This window comes from Kitasatospora phosalacinea, from assembly GCF_000717185.1.
Taxonomy (GTDB): domain Bacteria; phylum Actinomycetota; class Actinomycetes; order Streptomycetales; family Streptomycetaceae; genus Kitasatospora; species Kitasatospora phosalacinea_A.
In genome coordinates, this window is the sequence record NZ_JNYE01000129.1 from 1 (window position 1) to 18,067 (window position 18,067).

Sequence of the window (18,067 nt, forward strand, 5' to 3'; positions counted from 1 at the left end):
TGGTCGGCGACGTCCAGGGCAAGGGCCTGGACGCGGTGGAGACCGCCGCCGTCGTGCTCGGCGCCTTCCGCGAGGCCGCCCCCGACGAACCCGACCTGGAAGCCGTCGGCACCAAGATCGAACGCGCCCTCAACCGGCGCCTGGAGGGAGAGGAGTTCGTCAGCGCGATCCTCGCCGAGATCACCGCCGACGGCACCGTCACCCTCCTCAACTACGGCCACCCGCCACCGCTGGTCGTGCGCGCCGACCGCCGACGGCCGGGCCCACCTGGCGGAGCCCGCCCAGTGCGCCCCGCCCCTGGGCCTCGCCGCCCTCGGCCCCGCCGGCCCCAAGGCCCACGACCTGGACCTCGGCTCCGGCGACCAACTGCTGCTCTACACCGACGGCGTCACCGAGACCCGCGACCACACCGGCGAGTTCTACCCCCTGCTGGAACGAGCCGGACTGCTGTCCGTCGACGACCCGGACGGCGCGCTGGAGGCACTGCGCCGCGACGTCGCCGCCTACGCGGCCGGACCGCTCAAGGACGACGCCGCGATGATGCTGCTGCGCCGCCGGTCGGACGAGCCGGATTGAAGGGAGACTGTTCAGCCGCGCTGGCGGGGTATGGCACCCAGTACGGAGGCCCGCGCGCCGTGCTCCCGCGCGGTGGCGCGGCGCTGGAGGGGCGCGGCCGGCCGGGCGTCCGAGGCGGCGGCTTCCGCAGTCGGGTGGATGTCGAACACCTGGTGCGCGCCGAAGGCGGACAGCGCCGAGCGCACCGGTGTGCCCGGTGCGGGCAGCACCAGGCGCAGTTCGCCGCCCCGGGACGCGAGGTGGCGGCGGGTGGCGATCAGCACCGCGAACCCGGCCGCGTCGCACCGCTCCAGCCCGGACAGGTCCAGGACCAGGTGGCGGCAGCCCGCCGCCACCAGTCTCAGCAGCCGATCGCGTACCACCGCGACGTCCCTGGGCGCCAGCGAGCCGTGCAGGGCGACGGTGCTCCAGCCGTTGCTCTGGCCGAAGTCGATGCTTGCGGTGGTCACGTGCGCCTCCAGCGCGCCGCCCGATGCCGTCCCGCGGGCCGGACGGCGGCGGTGGGTTCGGAAGGAGGCCCGGGACGTCTACGGCGGACGGGCCCAGCGGGGGCTACGACCTCCCCGCGGGCACGCCCGCCGCGTGGACGCCCCCCGGGGAGATGCGGCGGGGATGTCGCAACCGGGAGGCTTCCAGTCCCCGAGGCGGTGGCCGGTGGAGCACCCGTGCGAGTGGACGGCCCCGTCACCAAGAAGACCTTTGCATTATGCAAAGAAAACGCCGAATGCGCCAGACCCGACGCGCGGAAAGGCGGCTCGCGAGCGGATCCCGGGCGCACTCCGCGCTCCGCGCGCCGGGGCGCAGGATGTAGAAAGGACCCATGCCGGACGATCACTCGCCATCAACAGCCGACGTCCCGAACCAGGGGGGCCTCGAAGAGGACCTGGTCACCGCGGTCCTGACCGCCTCCCGGGTCCTGGTCGCCATCTCCGCGCGCTCACTCGGCGAGGTGGCCGAGTCGCTGACGCTCCCCCAGTTCCGCATGCTCGTCCTGCTCCACTCCAGAGGCGCGATGAGCCTCTCGCGCCTGGCCGAGCACCTCGCCGTCAACCCGTCCACCGCGATGCGCATGCTGGAACGCCTCACCGCCGCCGGCATGGTCGTGCGCGACACCCGCCCCGACGACCGGCGCGAGGTGCGCGCCGCCCTCACCGACCAGGGCGCCCGCACCGTCGTCGAGGCCACCGAGCGCCGCCGCGAGGAGATCCGCCGCATCGTCCAGGCCATGCCCGCCCGCCAGCGCGCCGGCCTCGTCCAGGCGTTGCGCGCCTTCGCCGACGCCGGAGCCGAACCCGACGCACCCAACAAACAGCCCGAACCGCTCGGTTGGTAGCCGCGCCCCCGACGGCATGGGTTCCGCCACGGACGCCGCCTCGTCTTCCCGGCACGTGCCGGGTCGGCGGCAGCGCACTTCGCCGCGTGCCGGCCGAGACCGGATCCCGTCGGAGCTGGTCGTCGTGCGCAGGGCACAGCACCCGGAGGTCCGAGCGGACGGCCTCGTTCGACCACCGCGGACGGGTTCACCGCTCGCCTCGCTCGCGCCGGGCCGCCGCACGCTGCGAGTTTCCGGGCTTCCGGCGCTTCCGCAGGGCGGCGGTGACCAAGCCCTCGTCACCGCGCATGTGGACGGGGGCCAGGAAACGGGGGAAGTTGAACCAGATCGTGGACAGGTGAGCGGCGAAGAGGACGAGGAAGCCGACGAGGGAGACCCGGAGCACCGTCTTCAGGACGGGCCCCATCGCTGCTCCGCCGTCAAGCTCCCAGGAGCCCACTGCCGTCAGGAAGACGCCCATGCTCAGCAGCATCGCGTTGAGCGTCGCCATGCCCCGGACGGTCCCGCGCCGGGCGGCCGGGCCGACAGCCATGACAGACAGGGCGAGGGCCAGGCGCTCCGCCTGTGCGGGGTCACGCCAGAGACGCCGGACGACGACGCACAGGTGGAGCAGCGCTCCGGCGAGCAGGACGGTTCCTGCGGCGAATGCGGCCATGACAGCGTGCTCCTCATCGTGCGTGTACTCGGGAAGGGGCTGGTCAGGCGAGGGCGAAGTAGCGGATCCACAGGTAGAGGGCGGAGATGGCGATGGTGGCGGCGGTGACGGGGAGGCCGTAGCGGGTGAAGGTCCAGAAGCTGATGGGTTGGCGGTTGCGTTCGGCGATGCCGAGGACGACGACGTTGGCGGAGGCGCCGATGGCGGTGGCGTTGCCGCCGAGGTCGGCGCCGAGGGCGAGGGCCCACCACAGGACGGTGCCGTAGGGCTGGCCGACGGTGTGGGCGAGGTCGGCGGTGATGGGGGCCATGGTGGCGACGTAGGGGATGTTGTCGACGATGCCGGACAGGACGGCGGAGGCGACGAGCAGCACCATGACGGCGCCGAGGGGGTTCCCGCCGGTGGCGTCGGCGAGGGCCTTGGAGACGGTTTCGATGACGCCGGTTTCGATGAGGGCGCCGACCATGACGAACAGTCCGGCGAAGAAGGCGAGGGTGGGCCACTCGACTTCGGCGAGGACGTCCTTGACCTCGGCCTTGGACACGGCGATCAGGATCCCGGCGCCGAGCAGGGCGACCACGGACGGGGCGTAGTGGACGACGGGGTGCAGCACGAACCCGGCGATGACCAGGGCCAGGACGGCGAGGCCCTGGGCGAGCAGGCGGTGGTCGTGAATGGCCTCGCGTTCGTTGAGGGCCATGACCTCGGCGGCGCGCTGCTCGTCGTGGGTGAAGTGCTCACGGAAGAGGAAGCGGCACATCGCCAGCAGGACGGCGGTCAGGACGATGGCGAGCGGGGCGAGGTGGACGAGGAAGTCGTTGAAGGTCAGGTCGCCGCGGCTGGCGATGATGATGTTGGGCGGGTCGCCGACCAGGGTGGCGGTGCCGCCGATGTTGGAGGCGAAGACTTCGGCGATCAGGAACGGCGCGGCCTTGAGCCCGAGGCGCTTGCACACGAGCAGGGTGACGGGGGCGACGAGGAGCACGGTGGTGACGTTGTCGAGCAGTGCGGAGGCAGCGGCGGTGATGACCACCAGCATGGCCATGACGCGGAAGGGTTTGGCGCGGGCGCGTTTGACGGACCAGATGGCCAGGTACTCGAACAGGCCGGTGCGCTTGAGGACGCCGACGATCATCATCATGCCCATCAGCAGGAAGATGACGTTCCAGTCGATGCCGGAGTCGGTGGAGAAGAACGCGGCTTCGTCGTCGGTGGCGCGGATGGCGAGCATCGCGGCGGCGCCGCCGAGGGCTGCGGCGACGCGGTGGACCCACTCGGTGATGATCAGGACGTAGGCGGCGGCGAAGACCGCCAGGGCCGCCCAGGCGTGCCAGTTGTTCACGAGGCCCCCAGGAGTCGGTGCAGCAGGTTCGAGGCGGTGATCACGCCGAGCAGCCGCCCCCCGGCGACTGCTCGGCTGCCGGGGGGCCGCTCCACGACGGCGACCAGCGGGCTGCGGGTGCGGGCCATCAGGGCGGCGACCTCCACCGCGGTGTCGTCGGCGTCGGCCACCGGTGGCGGGGGTGCGTCCTTGGGCAGGCATTCGCGCACCCGCACGCCGGTCAGCTCCTCGCAGAGCCGGTCGGCGTGCGCCTCGTCGATCACGGCGGCGAGCGCCGGGTCCTCCATGACGTAGCCGGGCACGAGCAGGCGCACGAGTTGGGAGGCGGGCAGGACGGCGCGGGGGGCGCCGGGGCCGTCGACGACCAGCACGCCCGGCAGTCGGTGCTCGGCCAGTAGCCGGGCGGCGTCCAGGGCCTGGTCGTCCAACGCGACGGTGGGGAAGGGTTCGGCGAGGTCACGTGCGCGCATCGGGCGCCTCCGCGGTGTCGGGACGGTGGACCGGCGCGGGAACACCCGCACCGGAAGAAGCAAGGGCCGGGACGGCGTCGTCCGGCGCCGCGCCCGGAAGGCCGGCCGGTGCCTGGTCGGGCTCGTCGACGTGGAAGAGGCGGGCGATGGGGACGTCGGTGCTGGAGTGCACGACGATCGACGCGGCGATGCACACCGCGATCAGCGTGTACGCCTGCCCGCCCTGCGGAATGCCGGCCTGCAGGACGAGCAGTCCGTAGACGACGGAGGCGAAGCCCTTGGGGCCGAACCAGGCGGCGACCAGCTGCTCGCGCCGGTCGATGCGGGAGCGGATCAGGGAGAGCAGCAGCGAGGCGGGGCGGATCAGCACGATCGCCAGCACCACCGCCGCGTACCCGCCGATCGACAGGCCGCCGAACAACTGGGGGGTCAGGAGCGCACCGAAGACCAGCAGGGCGGCGAACTTCGCCAGCTCCGCGAGCGCTTCGCCGAGCGGCTCGAACGCGGTCTTGGACTGCGGGGAGACGGACGCGAGGACGGCTCCGGCGGAGAACGCGGCGAGGTAGGGGTTGGCGTGGGTGAGGTGGCAGGCCGCGTAGAGGATGACGCCGGTCGCCAGCGGCAGCAGCGGCTGCAGCTTGGCCTCCGCGCCCAGACCGGGCAGCCGCACCAGGGCGTTGACGACGAGCGGCAGCACGATGCCGAGGGCGAGGCCGCCGACGAGTTCCAGGCCGATGGTGGGCAGTGACGCCTCGAAGTGGGGTGAGGCGGGGCCGGCGGCAGCGATCAGCACCAGCACCACCGGCAGTGCGAGGCCGTCGTTCAGGCCGGACTCGACGTTCAGCAACTGCCGCAGCCGCGCCGGGACTTCCTTGCGTCCGACGATCGCGGAGGCGAACACCGGGTCGGTGGGGGCGAGGACCGCGCCCACCAGGAATGACGTCGTCCAGTCGAGCCCGACCAGGAAGTGTGCCACCAGTGCCATGCCGGCGAACGCCAGCGGCATCCCCAGGCCCAGCGCCCGGGCGGGGTGGCGCCATGCGGAGCGCAGGGCGGGGAAGGCGACGTGCATGCCGTCGGTGAACAGCACCGTGAACAGCGCCAGGTCCGCGGTCGCCGCCACGACCGGGCTGTTCGGGGCGACGTGGATCAGGCCGAGGAAGCCGTCGCCGACGAGGGCGCCGGCGGCGAGGAACAGCAGCGAGGTGGAGAGAACGGTGCGGGCGGCCAGGCCCGACAGCAGGACCGCGACGAGCAGCGCGGCCCCGAACACGACGACGAGCACCACGAAGGGAACCCCCGGATCGGCTATGGAACAAGAGGGCTGTCCCCTTGCTCGCCGACCAGGCTTCCCGGCACACCGCGAGTGACTTTATACGACTCTTACGGATCCTTGACAGACCCTTTGCGGCCAAGGCGGCCTGGCAGCCGCCGGTGCGGCCTCTCGCCCCCGTGCCCGGCGCGGGCTACGATCGCCGCCAGGTGAGCCGGGAAGCCTGGTCGGCACAAGGACCCCTCATGCCCGGAGACCCGATGCCCCCTCACCACACCGCCGCCCAACGGCCGTTGCGGCGCTGCCGCCCGGCCGGTGTCCGGTGACCCGCCACGGCGTGCCCCGGCGCCTGCTGGCCGCCCTGCACCTGCGTGCCCCGGACGAGGCCGTGATCCGGCTGCACGGCGACCTCGGCCCCGACGACGTGCGACGCCTCGAACACCGCCTGCGTCACGCCCTGCACCGCCGCCCTGGCCGGCTTGTCGTCGACCTGGCCGACGTGGACTCGGTGTCCGCGAGCGCGGTTTGGGCACTGGCGGCCGGCCTGCGCGCGGCCCTGGAGGCGCGCACCCCGAGCGTGATCCGCGGCGCGGGCCCGGCCGTGCGGCAGGTCCTGCACCGCCATGGCCTGGACCACCTCACCACCCACCAGAACTGACCCCGCCCGCCAGAGGATCCCGTGGACCCCCGCAGAACCGCCAAGGCCGTCGCCGTACTCGCCGCCGCCACCCTGCAGCTCGTCCGCACCGCGGTCCGCGTACGGCGCACCCGCGACGGCCAGCGGAGGGTCCGGTGAGCCCGCTCGGCGTCCTCGCCGACCTGCAACGGCGCATGGACCTGATGCTGCCCGCCCGGTGGCAGTACGCGACGGCTGCCGCGGGCATGGCGGCGACATTCGTCGTGTTCGGCATCGTCGACGGCACGGCCGTGGTCGGCGATCGCCGTGAACGTGCTGACCGGCACCGCCATCAGCGTGCCGGTCACCGCCGGAATGCGGCAACTGGGCCGCGCCCCCGGGCCAGCACCGGCTCAGGAATGCCGCCCCTCGAAGTGACACAACGTCAACGACCCGGCCGGGACGGAGAACCCGCGCGTCCGAGTGAGGAGACTGCACCGGTGAGCACCCCACCCGGCACCACCGACAGCGACCACCCCGCACCACTGCCCCGCCCCCGCAGCGCCTCCGGCGGCACGCCGCAGCAGGGCGGGCACATGGTGATCTGCGGCGGGGACGCGCTCGCCCACCGCCTGGCCGTCGAGCTCGCCGACCGCTACGGGCAGCGCGTCACCGTGGTCGTCCCCTCGCTGCAGCACGGCCACGGGCCGCGGATCGCGGCGCTCGCCGCCGACCCGCAGCGCTCCGTGGACGTCATCGAGACGGGCGAGACCGACGAGACGGCCCTCACAGCGGCCGGCGTCGAACAGGCCTCCGCGCTCGCCCTGACCTCCGAGGACGACCAGGCCAACCTGCACGCCGCCCTGCGCGCCCGCCGCCTGAATCCGGACCTGCGCCTGGTGGTGCGGGTCTTCAACCGGCGCCTGGGCCAGCGCGTCGAACAACTCCTCGACCGCACGGTCCTGTCCCGCCACCCCGGCCTGTCCGCCGCCGCACTGGAGGCGTCCACCACCGTGCTCTCGGCCTCCGCCACGGCCACCCCCGCCCTGGTCGCCGCCGCGCTCGGCGGCCGCTCCCACGCCCTGCACATCGACGGCCGACTCCTGCGCGTCGCCGAACTCGAACCCGGCGCCCGCCCCGACGGCACCCCGCTCGCCCTCCTCGCCACCGAGCCCCGCCCCGGCTCCGACCCCGCCGACCACCTACTGCCCGACCCCGACACCATCGGAGCCGACCGGCCCCGCGCCGTCCTGGAACTCCTGGGCCGCGCCGAACCGCCACCCCGCCCCCGCCGCCGGCCCGCCCTCGCGGGCCTGCCACTGGCCGACCTGTTCACCTCCCGCCTGCGCTGGGCCCTGGCCGCGCTCACCGCCCTGGTCCTCACCCTGACCGCCGTCAGCTGGCAGCTCACCGGCCGGCCGCCGCTGCACGCCGCCTGGCTCGTCATCCTGGACGTCCTGGGCATCGCCGACCCCGCCGACGACGCCGGGCCGGCCGGCAAGACCCTGCAGATCCTCTCCGCGATCGCCGGGATGCTCCTCATGCCCCTGCTGATCGCCCTCGCCCTCGACGCGCTCGGCACCTTCCGCACCGCCACCGCCCTGCGCCGACCCCCGCGCACCCTGTCCGGACACGTCGTCCTGGTCGGCCTCGGCCGGGTCGGCAGCCGGGTCCTGGACCGGCTGTGCGAACTCGACGTCCCCGTCGTCTGCGTCGACCGCGACCCCACCGCCGCCGGTGTCGCCCGCGCCCGCACCCACAACGTGCCCGTGGTGATCGGCGACGCCACCCAGGACGGCGTCCTCGACGCCGCGAAGGCCGGGCGGGCCCGCGCCCTGCTCGCCCTCACCAGCGACGACGGCACCAACCTCGAAGCCGCCCTCGCCGCCCGCGAGCTGCACCCCCGCCTGCGCGTGGTGCTGCGGTTGTTCGACGACGACTTCGCCGGCGACATCTACCGCGCCCTGCGCGACTCCTACCCGCACGCCGAGACCCGCAGCCGCAGCGTCTCCTTCCTCGCCGCGCCCGCGTTCGCCTCCGCCATGATGGGCCGCCAGGTCCTGGGCGCCATCGCCGTCAGCCGCGAAGTCCTGCTCGTCGCCGCCCTCGACACCACCGGCAACCCCCACCTGGCGGGCCGCACTGTCGCCGCCGCCCACCGGCCCGGCGCCTGGCGCGTCCTGGCCCTCGACCTCGCCGCCCCCGACCGCCGCAGCCCCGACCTCGCCGACCCCTACACCACCGCCCCCGAACTCCTGTGGAACCCCGACCCCGCCCACGTCCTCGCCGACGGAGACCGCGTCGTCGTCGCCACCACCCGAGAAGGCCTCAGCCACCTCACCACCGGCACCCGCATGACAGCCCCCCAGTGAAACCTGCCACCGTGCCATCCGGCCGTGCCGGCGAACGGGCGTCATCCGCCGTGGCGGGCCGGTGGACCGAGCAACTGCCCGTCGGGCCAGTCGCGCCTGCAGCCTCGTCGACCAGGGCGCCGCCACCGACGCGGCCTGCCCCACCCGATCACCGCCGTCGTGCCGCGCAGGCTTCCAAGCGCGCCCTCGGCGTGCCTCCGTCGGTTCTCCGGCGCGAGTCAGCAGGGGCTCGCCCCCGGGGTGCGCGGCCGTATCGGTGGCCTCGCTTCGGCGGCGTCAACGGCTTGACGCTCTAGGGCGGTTGACCTACGTTATGGCTCTAGGTCAATCGTCCTACGAGGGGGATACCATGCCCGCTGTGGCGACCCGCGAACAGATCGTCGCGGCGGCGGACCGGCTCTTCTACCACCACGGATACGAGCACACCTCGTTCGCAGACATCGCCGGAGCCGTCGGCCTGTCGCGGGGCAACTTCTACTACCACTTCAAGTCCAAGGACGCGATCCTGGACGCGGTGATCGACGCCCGCCTCGCCGCCACCCGGCGGATGCTGGAGCAGTGGGAGGCCGAGGCGCCGACCCCGGCCGGACGGATCATGCGGTACGTCGAGATCGTGCTGACCAACCGCGCCGACATCCAGGACTACGGCTGCCCCGTGGGCACCCTCACCACCGAGCTGGCCAAGCTGGAGCACGCCATGCTCGGCCAGGCCGGCCGCCTGTTCACCCTCTTCCGCGAATGGCTGCGCGAGCAGTTCATCCTGCTCGGGCACGCCGAGCAGGCCGACGAACTGGCGATGCACGTCCTCGCCTTCAGCCAGGGCGTCGCCGTCATGGCCAACGCTTTCCACGACGAAGCGTTCATCCGGCGCGAAGTCGACCGGATGCGCCAGTGGCTGCACACCTACGAGAGATGAGAGACAAGCATGTTCGTCGTCCTGCTCCGGTTCTCCGACAACAAGGCCGCCGCCGCCCAGCACATGGCCGCCCACCAGCAGTGGATCAAGCACGGCCTGGACGACGGGGTCTTCCTCCTGGTCGGCAGCATCCAGCCCGGCCTCGGCGGCGCGGTCCTCGCCCACAACACCACGCCCGAGGAACTGAGCAAGCGCGTCGACGAAGACCCCTTCGTCGCGCAGAACGTCGTCACCGCAGAAATCATCGAAATCGTCCCGGGCACGGCGGACGAGCGCTTGAGCTTCCTACTGTAGGGACATCGGGTCTGCGGTCAGTGTGGTGGCGTCGGACGTCGACCTCGACGACGGAGTACTTCCCGAACCGCTTCTCCTCGTCGAGCAGCCGGTGCGGGACGGGAAACAGCCGCACGTGCCGCACGGGGTCGGTGTCCAGGCGGATGCCGGCGGCGCAGCAGGTTTCCAGGTACTTGTGCGAGACGTCGGGATACGTCTTGACGGTGATCAGGATGCGCGCTCGTTCCCAGCCCGATGCCGACATGCCAGCCCCCCTGGTTCGACTCCTGTCGCCATTGGGCGGCCAGGGTGCCGAATGCGCAAGGGTGCTTGTTCGGAAGGGAGTTGAAGCGGATCATGCCAGGGCCGCGACGGGCAGCGCGGTGCGCTGGTGCAGTTCCGCCAGCACGGCCTGGCGGTGGCAGCGGCTCTCGTCCTGCTCGAAGCACAGCACCGCCACCGAACGCCCGACGGCCAGCTCGGCCAGCTCCCGGCGGGCCGGCTCCGACGCCGGGACGTCGGCGAACACCGCCAGGCCCTCGCCGACGCGGCCGTCCCAGAACGGCACCCGGTTGTCCTTCGGGTTGCCCGGCGAGCGCAGGTGCAGATAGGAGATGTCCGCCTCGGCCAGGGCCGCGCTCAGCCGCGACTTGCTGAACCCGGGCTTGCGGCTGATCGGTGTCAGTCGGACATCCGCCACCGCGTCCACCCCCGCACCGACCAGCGCCGTCACGAACGAGTCGATCGTCCGCCCCTCGTAACCCGTGGACCACCACAGGCCCGGTACCGGATCCGCAGCCGCCACCAGCTCGTCCACCGTCACCTCCATGACCCGCGCCAACGCCATGACGGTGAACAGCCCGGGCTGCGCCACGCCCGCGCTCTCCGGGCGGGACAGCGTGAGCAGGGGGACGCCGGCGGCACGGGCCAGCGCGGGCCGGGTCAGGCCGCGGGCCTCACGCAGTGCTCGCAACCAGCGGCCCAGGCAGTGGGCGCGTTCGGAGCCATCGGCGTAGCGACGACCAGACAAGGCAGAAATCCTAACGAGCAGTCAGCTGGCGTCCCTCGCCGCGTCCCCGATCGGGTGAAGACCGTAAGCAGCGACGGACCGTGGAAGTCACGGTGCAGCGTCGCGAGCCATTGGCCGTACCCATGGAAATGGCGTACGGGCTCCACACCCCGGCGCTTTCCTTCCAGTAGCGGCGCCGCCTGAGTGGCCACGCGCTGGTGGTGACGCAGCAGCGTGGACGTGGTGGACGCAGGCCGAAACGGTGTTCTTCAGTCGATGTCGCCAGGCTCCCAGCCAGGTGGGATCTTCGAGAGTCCGATCAAAGCGTCGATGCCGAGGTGTTCGAGGAGCAGGGCCTTCAGGTTGCGGCCGTCGATCAGGTCCAGTCGCTGGCCGTTGCGGTGCGCGATCTCCCAACTGGCCTTGCCGTACCAGGAGGTGGTGACGAGGACGCCGCGGGCGGCCTGCTTGTCCTGGAGGGTGCCGAGCAGGGCCCGGACGACCTCGGGGCTGACGACGTTCTTGGTGCGTTTGGCCTGGACGGCGATCACGGTGACGCCCACCGGGTCGCGCCGGACGGCGACGGCGTCCAGGCCGTCGTCGCGGGAGTTCTGGGTGCGCCAGGTCTCATACCCCATGGCGGTGAACAGCTCGCGCACCAGGCGCTCGAACGCGAACGGGTCCATCTGCAGCAGGTCGGGGCGGCTGTCGAGCGGGCCGACGACGGCGGTCTCGGCGGCGATCTTGAACCGGGCGGGGTCGAAGTCGACGATCGGCGGCACCGGCTCCAGGTCGTGCGGGTGCCGGGAGACCACCGCACCGAGGTTGCGCAGGCAACGCTGCGGGTCCAACCTCGGCTCGTCCAGGACGAGTTCGGCGAAGTCCGCACGCTCGACCACCATGCTCACCACGCACGGGCGCACCGCCCGCCCGGTCGCGGGATCGGTCGTGGCCACGTGTCCGTTGAGGACGACCGTGCCCACCAGGCCAACCGGTGTCACCGAGAACGCCTCGTCCAGCGCCCGCAGGGCCAACCGCGCCAGCAGCCGCCGGTAGGTCTCCTGGAGGTCGGCCTCCTTGGCCGGCTGCGGGACGACCTCCCCGCGCTGCGCGAGGAACCGGTACCCGGACACGGCCGGCACCACGTCCTGCGCGGGGAGCGCCACCTCGACGAGCAACTGCCCGGCCTCCGGCACGTACCCGACCGCCGCGTCCTCCCGGCACCCGGCGGGCACCGGCGAGCGCCGCAGCAGGTCCTCCACCACCTCCGCCACCCCGGCCGCCCCGTCGTGCGCCAACGCACCCTCGACGAGCGGGTGCCAGTCCTCCAGCCCGTCCGGCCGGTCGCGCAGCACCGACTCCAACTCGTCCAGCACAGCCGCGACTTCACGGCTGCGCTGCTCGGCCTCCTCCTTCAACCGCTGCTTCAGTGCCTCGCGATCAAGCCGCTCCCGCTCCCGGAGAGCACGTTCCTGCTCGCGCTGCCGCTGCTGTGCCTCGCGTTCGCGCGCACTCTGGCGCTTGGCGAGGTCGGCCTCGATCCGGGCCGCCTCCTTGGCCTTCGCAGCGTCCTGTTTGGCGAGGAGCTTCTCCCCGGCGGCCAGCAGCCGGGCGTGCTCGGCCGCCGGATCAGGCCGACGGGGCGTGCGCGGCCGTCTCGCCGCAGCGGGCTTCGCCGCGGCCGCCTGCCCCGACCCAGCCTGGGCGAGCTTGGCCTGCTGCTTGGCCAACAGCGCCTCCGCCAGCAACTCCGCCACCGTCTTGCGCCGCGCCAACGACCCTCCCCGCCCCCGGCCGCCCCACGGCGGCACCCACCCGACCTCCGCGAGCCCTACCCACCCGCACCCACACCGAACCGGCGGTACCGGGCAGCTGTGGAGCAGCCCCAGGCGTGGGTGGTCGGCGGTGCATCGGATGCCACCCTGCAGCCCGAGCACGCCAGGGCGGCTCTTGCCGCCCCGCTATTTCGCTGACCCTCAGTCACATCGGCTACTAGCATTCACATACGTCGCAGATCGCCGACCGTCCCACCGCCCTCGCACGCCACAAGGTACCGATGAAGATCAAGCGAGCACGCATCCAGAACTTCCGCAGCCTGCGGGAGGTGGACATCGAGTTCGATGCGACGACGTGCTTCATCGGGCCGACCGGCGCGGGGAAGTCCACCGTCCTGCGTGCGCTCGACTGGTTCTTCAACGGCGAGAAGACACTCTCCCTGGACGAGCACGACCTCCACTCCGCGGCCGACAGCCGCCGGATCACCGTCGAGGTCGAGTTCAACGACCTCACCGAGTACGACCGTGACGTGCTCGGCAGCTACGCCCCGCCCGAGAGCGACACGGTGATCGTGTGGCGCACCTGGGAGGACGGCGAGGACAAGATCAGCGGACGGGCCCTCGCCTTCCCTCCCTTCGAAGCCGTCAGGGCCGTGCCGACCGCGATGGCCAAACGGAAGGCGTACGGCGAACTGCGCGAGCAGCAGCCGGACCTGGAACTGCCGTCCGTAGGCTCCGAGGCCGCCGTCATGGAGGCGCTCTTGACCTGGGAGCGCGAGCACCGCGACCGGCTCGTCCCCACCGAGCGCAACGGCACCCACTTCTTCGGCTTCGCGGGCCAGAGCAAACTCGCCGAGCTGATCGACTTCGTCTTCGTCTCCGCCGACCTGCGCGCCGCGGAGGAGGCCGACGACCAGAAGGCTTCCGCGCTGGGCCGCATCCTCGACTACGCGGTGAACCGGACCCAGGAGATCGAGGCCCTCAGCGAGCTTGAGAAAACCGCCCACGCGGAGCGGCTGAAGATCCAGAACGAGGCGTACGGTCCGGTTCTCGACAGGATCTCGGGTGCGCTCTCCCGAGAGCTCGCGCAGTTCACGACGGGGCGCGGGATCGCGCTCGCGCCGGTCGTCCACGCGCCGAAGCCGGCCAGGACCAGCTTCAAGGTCAGCGTCTGGGACGGCGCGGCCGAGACCTCCGTCAGCCGGCAGGGCCACGGTTTCCAGCGCGCGCTGATCATCGCCGCCCTCAAGCTCCTCGCCGAGACCCGACGGCCCAGCCAGGAGACGCGCACCCTGTGCCTGGCCATCGAGGAGCCCGAACTCTTCCAGCACCCCGCGCAGGCAAGGATCTTCGCCGATGTCCTGCGCGACCTCGCCACCGCCGAGGGAAGCCGCGTCCAGGTCACCTACGCCACCCACAGCACCGTCTTCGTCGACCACCGCGCGTTCCACCAAGTACGCCGACTGCGCCGCGACTTCGTCGACAACCACCCCACGACCCAGACCAGCCAGGTCACCGTGGACGACCTCTGCGAGGCACTCGCCGGCTACGTGAAACCGGACAGCGTGCGCCGCCACGCCGGCCTCCGCTGCACCGACACCCTCGCCGAAGGCTTCTTCGCCCTGGCCGCCGTCCTCGTCGAAGGCGACACCGACGCCGGCCTGATCACCGGCTGCGCCCAGAACATGAACCTCGGCCTCGCCGCCCAGGGCGTCAGCGTGATCCACGTCAACGGCAAGAACAACCTGATCCTCTGCCACGCCATCCTCACCGCCCTCGGAGTGCCCTGCTACGTCGTCTTCGACGGCGACTGCGGCATGGCGGACCGGAAACTGGCCTCGATCCAAGGACGGGAAGGCGACGACGACTACCTTCAGGCCAAGAAGAAGATCACCGCGGCGGCCGACGACGCGGCCCGGATGAACGTCGACCTGCTCGGATACCTGGGCGCACGCAAGCGGGTCCCCTGGCCGGATTCGGCGGCCACCTCTACCTACACCGTCTTCGACGACAACCTGGAGGAGTACCTCAAGGGCGCCTGGCCCGCATGGACCAGGCGGATCAAGCAGCTGATCGACTCCGGCGACGGATTCCCCGGCAAGAACGCCCCCACCTACCGGGAAGCCGCCAGCAGCGCGGAAGGCAACCCGCCCTCGCTGCTCGTCGAACTCCTCGCCAACGTCCAGGAACTGCTGAAGAGCAACACGCCACCCGCAGATCACATCCTGCCGAGGCAACCCGGACCGCAGGCTCCTGTTGAGGCAGCCGGCACCAGCGGCGCAAGCCGTGTCGGCCGCTGACAGCTTCACGGACCCGCCGCTTCTTCGGAACCGACCGCAGAATCGTGATCGACAAGCCGGCGCAGGAGTTGACGCAAAGCACGGACCGCTCATGCGCAAGCGCCCTACGCTCTCGTCATACGGACGGGGGCGAGGACTGGCATGGTGACCGACGACGGCCTTTCCCAGCACGGCAAGCCGAACGAGGACGCTGCCAGCGACGGGGGAAACGGGCTTGCCTTTCTGGCCGGACTGGTCCTTCTCGGCATCGTGGTGCAGACCGCGTCCTGGCTATGGGGACACCCCCTTGCCGCAGTGGCGACCCTCGCAGGAACCACCGCGGTGCTCCTCGGCTTGCGTGCCGCACTCCGGCGCACCGCCCTCGGCCCCCCGGTGCGCCGCTTCCTGCAGCCGTTGTGGTCCCTGCTCCGAGCCGGAATCTCCGCACGCTTCACCCACGCCCGAACCACCGCCATCGAGCGAGTCACCGGCCGCATCGAACAGCGGGCCCACCGGCCGATGCGGCCGACAGCACCACCCGAACCCGTCGCCTCCTACGAACGACGGCCCTTCGACTACACCCTGGAAGCATTCACAACCGCCACGCCACCCCGCTTCGAGGAGATGTGCCGCGAACTGCTGGAGCGCGACGGTTTCACCAACACCGAGCGGGTCGGCAGCGCCGGAGACCTCGGCGCCGACGTCCTCGCCCAGGACTACCTCGGCCGACGAGTCGTGCTCCAGTGCAAGCGCTACGCGACCCCCGTGACATCGGAGGCGGTGCAGCGATTCAACGGCACCGCCCGACCGGTTCACGGCGCGGCGGTGCCGGTCGTCGTCGCGCTCAACGGTTTCACCGAACCCGCGGCAGCCTTCGCCACCCAGCAGCGACTCCATCTCGTCGACCGCGAGCGCCTCGCCCGCTGGGGCGCCGGCCAGCACCTCTACGACGTCCTCCAGATCGACCGCGGCCCGGACCAGCGCGCCTGATCGCCCGAGCATCCCTCACCCCGGCCAACGGCCGGCAAGTGCCCGACGAGCGGACGACCTTCAGCCCCAGCTCCATGAGGTCACGCTTTCGCATGATCTCCCTGCACCAGGGTCTCCGACACGCGATCTGCCGCTAGGGTCACCGTGGACGAACGGTGAGGGGGGCCTGTGCTGCCAGACTTCAACGACCACGGGCACCTGCCGCCCGGCCGCTACCGGCTCACCATCACGCAGGCAGCCGAAGCCCTCGTCGACGCGGAGCGCTTCCGCGCTTCCACGACCCGGGCCCAGGTCTGGCAGGGCTTCCAGGAGTACCTCTACCAGTTCATCCACCTGGAGGAGCAGTTCGCGACGCTGCTGCAGGGCCGCGAACTCATCCACAGCGTCTGGCTCGGAGGCAGCTTCGTCAGTGCCAAGCGCGACCCTCACAACGTGGACGCCACGTTGCTGATGAACCCCGACGCCGAGCGGGCCATTCGGGGCAACCCCGGCTCGAAATGGCTGACGACCGCCTTCAAGAGCTGGAAGGCTATGCAGGACCGGTACGGCGTGGCCCCTCTGCGGATCCCGTACGTACCGGTGGCCAAGGTGTTCCAGCCCCAGGACTTCACCGCCGAGGAACTGGAGTACTTCCGAGACCGAGGCCGCTGGGACGACTGGTGGCAGCGATGCCGCCTGCCGGGTGAGGGGGAACCGAGCGTGCAGAGCGCCGCACCGGTACGAGGCTACGTGGAGGTGACGCTGTGACGGCCGAATGGCGGGAGCAGATGCGCCGACTCCACGGTGAGAGCACCGCCCGGCAACTTCGGGAGGAAGGCGTGGAGGACCGCGACGACGACCTCGTCGAAAGCGACCTGCGCCACGCCAACCTCGACTACCTCCAGCGCTACGACCCCCAAGCCCGCGCAGAAGAAGAACTCCAGATCCGACTCACCGGCGAGCACGCCGCCAGCGGAGCCCTCCAGTTCGACTGGGGCAACGCCCTGCTGCGCCCCCTCCAGGACAGCGTTTCAGCGGCAGCCCACCGCCACGTCGCCCTGGAGCTAACGGGCCTCTCCCGCGGCAGCACCGTCATGCACGTACGGCCCCGACCGGCACCCGATCCGGAACCGGATTTCGACGGACTGTCGCTGGACATCTCACCGGCCGATGCCGGCGTACGCCAACTCGTCAACCTCCTGCAAGCACTCGAAGACGAGCAGGACGTCCGGGCATGGAGCGAGATCCTCGACCCGGTCGACGTCGTCGTCAAAGCCCTCGACAGGTTCGACCTCGGCATGGGCATCAAATGGCTCGCGTCCGACGGCGACGTTCGCACCGCCACCCTGACCGCTCGCGGCCGAGAGTACGTAGCCCGCCTGCGCGAGACCCACACCGCCGTCGACGTACAGCGACTGTCCGGCCGGATCACCGAACTGCGCAGCTCCGGGGTGGTGCGGATCAAAACCGGCCTGCCGAAGAAGTCACCGGCCTGGGACGTGAAATTCGACGACCCCGAGCAACTCTTCGCCATGCGCCTCGCGTTGGGCGACCAAGTCCATTTCATCGTCGAGCAACGACGCACGTTCGACGCGATGAGCCGAACCCGTGCGACCGACTACCGCTTCCTCGACATAGATCCTGGGCCCGAAGCCCTCCCCGGCAGCTGACCAAGATCCGCTGCGTGCGACCAAGGACGAACCGGTCCGATCGCCGCAGGCTCCCGGGCCAGCTCGCCGGCCCGATGGGTTACCGATTCTCGGCACTCGCCAGTGCTGCCGGGCCCGTGTCTTTGGACCTATGCGGCCAGGCGAACAGCAGTCGTGGCGCTGCTGTCCTCGTGACGGGCGTCGGCACGATCGAGTGCGCTGCTGAGTGCGGTGACGGCATGGTCGGCGGAGTCTTTGAGGAGGTGGCCGTAGAGGTCGACGGTGATGGCGAGGTTGGAGTGGCGCAGTGTCTTGGAGACGACGGCGAGGGGGACGCTCTCGGCGATCATGATGCTGGCGGCGGTGTGGCGCAGGTCGTGCAGACCGATCTTCGGCAGGTCGAGTTCGGCAGTGCGTTTGCGGAGCTGGTCGAGGACCCACTGGGGTCGAAGGGGCTCCCTGTCCGGGCGGGTGAAGACCAGCCCTTCCAAGCGGCTGTCGGGATGGGCGGCCATCTGGGTGGCGGCTTGGCGGTGGAGGGCGGCCATGACTCTGGGGGA

The 18,067-nt window shown here is 71.5% G+C and carries 17 protein-coding genes and 1 pseudogene; 10 read left to right on the forward strand and 8 right to left on the reverse strand.

The genetic code is table 11. The features are described from left to right. Nucleotides 1-576, forward strand: a pseudogene (locus tag OO57_RS41800) (PP2C family protein-serine/threonine phosphatase); the annotation flags it as partial. Nucleotides 577-587: 11 nt separating this feature from the next. On the opposite strand, the gene OO57_RS34545 reads toward OO57_RS41800, so the two are convergent. Next, complete coding sequence (locus OO57_RS34545; RefSeq protein ID WP_051778633.1) at nt 588-1,025, reverse strand: STAS domain-containing protein; 438 nt, start codon at nt 1,023-1,025, stop codon at nt 588-590. A 371-nt stretch (nt 1,026-1,396) separates the two neighbouring features. On the opposite strand from OO57_RS34545, the gene OO57_RS34550 reads away from it, so the two are divergent. Next, a complete protein-coding gene (locus OO57_RS34550) occupies nt 1,397-1,909 on the forward strand; it encodes a MarR family winged helix-turn-helix transcriptional regulator (protein ID WP_033256741.1) in 513 nt (170 codons plus the stop codon). A 187-nt stretch (nt 1,910-2,096) separates the two neighbouring features. Here OO57_RS34550 and OO57_RS34555 read toward each other — a convergent pair whose 3' ends face one another. Genes OO57_RS34555 through OO57_RS34570 form a run of 4 tightly spaced genes read right to left on the reverse strand, consistent with a single transcriptional unit; the run spans nt 2,097 to nt 5,664 of the window. Continuing rightward, nucleotides 2,097-2,564, reverse strand: coding sequence for a hypothetical protein (locus OO57_RS34555; RefSeq protein ID WP_033256742.1), 468 nt, complete (start codon nt 2,562-2,564; stop codon nt 2,097-2,099). A 43-nt stretch (nt 2,565-2,607) separates the two neighbouring features. Next, a complete protein-coding gene (locus tag OO57_RS34560; RefSeq protein ID WP_033256743.1) occupies nt 2,608-3,906 on the reverse strand; it encodes an SLC13 family permease in 1,299 nt (432 codons plus the stop codon). Then, nucleotides 3,903-4,376, reverse strand: a complete 474-nt coding sequence (locus OO57_RS34565) for a CBS domain-containing protein (RefSeq protein ID WP_033256744.1) — start codon at nt 4,374-4,376, stop codon at nt 3,903-3,905. The genes OO57_RS34560 and OO57_RS34565 overlap by 4 nt, the downstream gene beginning before the upstream one ends. Continuing rightward, complete coding sequence (locus OO57_RS34570; protein ID WP_033256745.1) at nt 4,363-5,664, reverse strand: cation:proton antiporter; 1,302 nt, start codon at nt 5,662-5,664, stop codon at nt 4,363-4,365. The genes OO57_RS34565 and OO57_RS34570 overlap by 14 nt, the downstream gene beginning before the upstream one ends. Before the next feature lie 307 nt (nt 5,665-5,971). Between OO57_RS34570 and OO57_RS34575 the strand changes: the two genes are divergently transcribed. The 4 genes from OO57_RS34575 to OO57_RS43165 all read left to right on the forward strand — a co-directional run bounded on the left by OO57_RS34575 (nt 5,972) and on the right by OO57_RS43165 (nt 9,847). Further along, on the forward strand, nt 5,972-6,307 hold the full coding sequence (locus OO57_RS34575) for an STAS domain-containing protein (protein ID WP_033256746.1): 336 nt from the start codon (nt 5,972-5,974) through the stop codon (nt 6,305-6,307). Between the two features lie 458 nt (nt 6,308-6,765). Then, nucleotides 6,766-8,637, forward strand: coding sequence for an NAD-binding protein (locus OO57_RS34580; RefSeq protein ID WP_324606815.1), 1,872 nt, complete (start codon nt 6,766-6,768; stop codon nt 8,635-8,637). Between the two features lie 349 nt (nt 8,638-8,986). Continuing rightward, nucleotides 8,987-9,553, forward strand: a complete 567-nt coding sequence (locus tag OO57_RS34585; RefSeq protein WP_033256747.1) for a TetR/AcrR family transcriptional regulator — start codon at nt 8,987-8,989, stop codon at nt 9,551-9,553. A gap of 9 nt (nt 9,554-9,562) precedes the next feature. Further along, the gene (locus OO57_RS43165; RefSeq protein WP_033256748.1) at nt 9,563-9,847 is read left to right on the forward strand and encodes a YciI family protein; all 285 of its coding nucleotides are present in this window, start codon (nt 9,563-9,565) and stop codon (nt 9,845-9,847) included. Nucleotides 9,848-10,181: 334 nt separating this feature from the next. Here OO57_RS43165 and OO57_RS34595 read toward each other — a convergent pair whose 3' ends face one another. Both OO57_RS34595 and OO57_RS34600 read right to left on the reverse strand, forming a co-directional pair. After that, nucleotides 10,182-10,856 carry a DUF488 family protein gene (locus OO57_RS34595; RefSeq protein WP_234337636.1) on the reverse strand — a complete coding sequence of 225 codons (675 nt, stop codon included), beginning with the start codon at nt 10,854-10,856 and terminating at the stop codon, nt 10,182-10,184. Nucleotides 10,857-11,104: 248 nt separating this feature from the next. After that, the gene (locus OO57_RS34600) at nt 11,105-12,610 is read right to left on the reverse strand and encodes a restriction endonuclease (protein ID WP_033256749.1); all 1,506 of its coding nucleotides are present in this window, start codon (nt 12,608-12,610) and stop codon (nt 11,105-11,107) included. A 281-nt stretch (nt 12,611-12,891) separates the two neighbouring features. Between OO57_RS34600 and OO57_RS34605 the strand changes: the two genes are divergently transcribed. The 4 genes from OO57_RS34605 to OO57_RS34620 all read left to right on the forward strand — a co-directional run bounded on the left by OO57_RS34605 (nt 12,892) and on the right by OO57_RS34620 (nt 17,528). Continuing rightward, on the forward strand, nt 12,892-14,910 hold the full coding sequence (locus OO57_RS34605; protein WP_063737711.1) for an ATP-dependent nuclease: 2,019 nt from the start codon (nt 12,892-12,894) through the stop codon (nt 14,908-14,910). A 141-nt stretch (nt 14,911-15,051) separates the two neighbouring features. After that, entirely contained in the window at nt 15,052-15,879 is an 828-nt protein-coding gene (locus OO57_RS40075; RefSeq protein WP_081974174.1) for a restriction endonuclease, read from the forward strand. A 168-nt stretch (nt 15,880-16,047) separates the two neighbouring features. After that, nucleotides 16,048-16,626 (forward strand): DUF6932 family protein, encoded by a 579-nt coding sequence (locus OO57_RS34615; RefSeq protein ID WP_033256750.1) that lies wholly within the window; start codon nt 16,048-16,050, stop codon nt 16,624-16,626. Next, nucleotides 16,623-17,528, forward strand: coding sequence for a hypothetical protein (locus OO57_RS34620; RefSeq protein ID WP_033256751.1), 906 nt, complete (start codon nt 16,623-16,625; stop codon nt 17,526-17,528). The genes OO57_RS34615 and OO57_RS34620 overlap by 4 nt, the downstream gene beginning before the upstream one ends. A gap of 128 nt (nt 17,529-17,656) precedes the next feature. On the opposite strand, the gene OO57_RS34625 is transcribed toward OO57_RS34620, so the two are convergent. Next, on the reverse strand, nt 17,657-18,067 hold a 411-nt coding region (locus OO57_RS34625), incomplete at its 5' end, for a tyrosine-type recombinase/integrase (protein ID WP_158715328.1).

What these genes read in the sequence shown, in the direction of transcription:
- OO57_RS34555 (WP_033256742.1), bottom strand. Translation starts at nt 2,564, where the DNA reads ATGGCCGCATTCGCCGCAGGAACCGTCCTGCTCGCCGGAGCGCTGCTC.
- OO57_RS34565 (WP_033256744.1), bottom strand. Translation starts at nt 4,376, where the DNA reads ATGCGCGCACGTGACCTCGCCGAACCCTTCCCCACCGTCGCGTTGGAC.
- OO57_RS43165 (WP_033256748.1), top strand. Translation starts at nt 9,563, where the DNA reads ATGTTCGTCGTCCTGCTCCGGTTCTCCGACAACAAGGCCGCCGCCGCC.
- OO57_RS34605 (WP_063737711.1), top strand. Translation starts at nt 12,892, where the DNA reads ATGAAGATCAAGCGAGCACGCATCCAGAACTTCCGCAGCCTGCGGGAG.
- OO57_RS34585 (WP_033256747.1), top strand. Translation starts at nt 8,987, where the DNA reads ATGCCCGCTGTGGCGACCCGCGAACAGATCGTCGCGGCGGCGGACCGG.
- OO57_RS40075 (WP_081974174.1), top strand. Translation starts at nt 15,052, where the DNA reads ATGGTGACCGACGACGGCCTTTCCCAGCACGGCAAGCCGAACGAGGAC.
- OO57_RS34550 (WP_033256741.1), top strand. Translation starts at nt 1,397, where the DNA reads ATGCCGGACGATCACTCGCCATCAACAGCCGACGTCCCGAACCAGGGG.